Origin of the sequence: Pararcticibacter amylolyticus, assembly GCF_003130405.1 — a bacterium.
GTDB classification, from domain to species: domain Bacteria; phylum Bacteroidota; class Bacteroidia; order Sphingobacteriales; family Sphingobacteriaceae; genus Arcticibacter; species Arcticibacter amylolyticus.
This window is the reverse complement of sequence record NZ_QEAS01000007.1, coordinates 148,098-150,939: the sequence shown is the minus strand read 5'-3', so window position 1 is coordinate 150,939 and position 2,842 is coordinate 148,098. Positions and strand designations below refer to the sequence as shown.

Here is a 2,842-nt window from a genome sequence, read left to right as displayed (position 1 = left end):
CGCCAGGCTTCTCTACATGCATTCGTCCATTAAATAGACAATCGACTCATAATTCTTACCAACTGCGTCTGAGAGGTTCATTTCACATGTTTTAGCTGTCGAATAGTACCCTTCGTATTCCTTCTGCTTTACCTCCTCTGCTTCGGGAAGCGTTGCCGACCTGGTTAGCTCAGGGAACCAGAATCCTCTGTCACCAGCCATTCCACAGCAACCTGCCGCAAGAGGAATATCTACTTTCTCTGCAAAATGATGTGCAAGTTTCAGGAACTTTCCTTCCAATCCCATCTTCTGTAAGGAGCAAACGGGATGAAGGACAATTTCCTTTTTCATTCTTTTAGTTTCAGCGGCAGGAACAATATAGTCGAGCAGATAATCTATGCTGTCAAGGATCTTTAGTTTATCGAACTTTAGCCTGTTTTCGTCTGAAAGTACCGGACGGCAATGATGAAGAGTAAACGTGCACGACGTTACATCCAATACAACAGGAAACTGTGCTTCGTTTGTCCATCGCCATAGCTTTTCTACTGTTTCATTAGCAGTAAACGCAAATGCCTTATTAAACCCTTTAGATGAGAACAATTGCCCGCAACAGGTAGACTGAATATCATGCGGGATCACCATACCAATCCCGGCTTTTTCTGACACACTCAGGAATGCATCGATAATTCCTTTTTTTCCGTCCGCAGAACCACCCATATTCCTGCTTATACAGGTAGGAAAGAAAACCGCACGGGGCGCATGCCCGCTATTCGCGGAACGCCTGATACTTGCTTTAAGATCCGCGGAAGGCTTTAGCTGATTGCTCCATAAAGGAAAGAGCGGAACCAGCCCTTTCATTCCTTTTGTAAACTTGCGGAGTGTTCCCGGGCCAAATATCCGGTTGACAACCGATCCAGCCTGCACTCCCACCTTAACCGTTGAAGCAACCGCTCCGAAATTTCTGGCTATCGAAAGAGCGACCCCATTAGCAAAATCACTATGATTCTCTTTTCTTAGCCGTTTTACAAGCATCCCTGTATTGATGTCAACCGGGCATGCGGTAGCACACAGGCCGTCGACAGCACAGGTATCAAGACCATCATACTGGTACTGGCCGAGCAGCTCTTTGTACTTATCTTTCTTACCTTCGTTCTTTAGTTTCAATAACTCCCTTCTTACAACAATTCTCCTCCTGGGAGTTAAAGTAATGTTCCGGCTTGGACATTTGTATTCGCAGAACCCGCATTCCATACACTTATCAACCTCCTCCTCTACCCTTGGCAATTCTTTGAGATGCAGGATATGCGCATTCGTATTTTCATTAATAATCACTCCGGGATTAAGGAGATTATCCGGATCGATCACCTGCTTCAGGCTTTTCATTACCTGGTAAATCTCACCACCCCATTCCGTTTCCACAAAGGGAGCCATGTTTCGGCCCGTCCCGTGTTCCGCTTTCAACGCACCATCATACTTTTTAACAACGAGATCCACTACCTCTCTCAGGAACCGGTCGTATCGCTGAACTTCGGAAGGCGATTCAAAAGCCTGCGTGACTACGAAATGAATATTGCCATCCTTTGCATGCCCAAAAATAATGGCATTTTGATACCCATATTTTTTGAAGAGTTCCTGCAAATCCAGGATAGCATCACCAAGCTGCGCTACCGGAAAAGCAATATCTTCCAGTATAACCGTTGATCCACTGGCTCTGACAGCACCGACAGCGGGAAACATCCCCTTGCGTATCTTCCATAAGAATGCCTGTTCAAGAGGATCGGCAGTAAACTCAGCTGGAAAAAGCATGGAAAGGCCGGGAGAGAGCACTACAAAGCGATCTGATTTCTCTTTCAGCTCTTCATGGTTGTTTCCCTGGTACTCTACCAGCAAAGCAGCTGCTGCATCCGGAAGTACCTTTAACACCTCCGGAACCCCGGGTATATGTTCGACGGAACGCAACGACGCCCTGTCCATCAACTCTACTGCTTCTGCGCCTGATGCTGTAAGCGGCACTATCGCCCGGCACGCAGCGTATATATCGGAAAAGTAAAGCAAAGCAGTCGACTTAACCGGATAATCCGGGATGGTCTGCATAACGGCTTCCGATATAAATCCCAGCGTTCCTTCTGCCCCAATCATCAAATGAGCCAAAATATCCAGGGGCTCGTCATGATCTATAAAGGAGTTCACCGAATACCCAACCGTATTCTTAGTTTTATATTTGTTTCTGATCCGGTTATAAAGCTCCGGGTCATTACAGATCTGATCACGCAGAAGAACAATTTTATGATAAACAGCAGGGCATTCCTTAGCAAACCGTATATAATCATCCTTATTCTCTGTGGAAAAAACATTGCCATCGGGAAGCATAAACCGGATATACCTGGTCGTATGATACGAATTCCTGCTAACTCCGCAGCACATCCCACTGGCATTGTTTGAGAGGATCCCTCCCATCATAGCAGAATTAATGCTCGCCGGATCCGGACCGATCTTTTTGAAATACTTCTTCAAACGGGCATTTACCACCGCACCGATCACCCCGGGCTGTACCCTGACGGACGTTCCCTCCTCTTCAATACTGAGCCCCTTCCAATACCTGCTTAATTCTACTAATATCCCGTCTGTCACCGACTGACCAGACAGGCTGGTCCCCGCCGCCCTGAACGTAAGGGGAATCTTATGCTTCTGGGAAAACCTGAACAGCGCTTTTACTTCGTCCTCTGATACCGGCTGCACGACAGCTTTCGGCTGCAAATGATAAAATCCAGCATCCGACGCGTAAGAAACGACATCGATCAACCTGGTTTTGATTCGATCCTTAGGCAGAACAGATTCTAATAGTTTTCCTATGTTCATGATG

General features: G+C 46.6%; 1 protein-coding gene. It reads right to left on the bottom strand.

All coding sequences use genetic code 11. The features are described from left to right. Positions 1-12 precede the first annotated feature (12 nt). Positions 13-2,841, bottom strand: a complete 2,829-nt coding sequence (locus DDR33_RS09965) for an FAD-binding and (Fe-S)-binding domain-containing protein (RefSeq protein ID WP_394341110.1) — start codon at positions 2,839-2,841, stop codon at positions 13-15. Between the last annotated feature and the right edge of the window lies 1 nt (position 2,842).